Annotated in this window: 1 pseudogene; it reads left to right on the top strand. The window is 40.5% G+C overall.

Features of this window, described 5'->3' with window-relative positions:
* Window positions 1-251, top strand: a pseudogene (locus STRDD04_RS10375) (membrane protein insertase YidC); the annotation flags it as partial.
* Between the last annotated feature and the right edge of the window lie 11 nt (window positions 252-262).

The following is a 262-nucleotide window of genomic DNA, read 5'->3' on the forward strand; positions in this document are numbered from 1 at the left end:
TGTCGCCAGCAGCTGTAACCCTCTATTGGGTTGTCGGCGGTTTCATCCAAATTATTCAGCAATTCATGATCAATTATTTGATTCGCCCACGGATTAGAAAACAAGTGGCTGAAGAGTATAAAAAGAATCCTCCAAAAGCCATGAGAAACTCAGGACGAGTAAAAGATGTAACACCAAAAGCTAGTCAGGCCATCAGCCATAGCAATAAAAAGAAAAACAACCGTAACGCTGGGAAACAACGTTCTAGATAAACAAATAATGG

The organism is Streptococcus sp. DD04 (genome assembly GCF_001578725.1).
Lineage (GTDB): Bacteria > Bacillota > Bacilli > Lactobacillales > Streptococcaceae > Streptococcus > Streptococcus sinensis.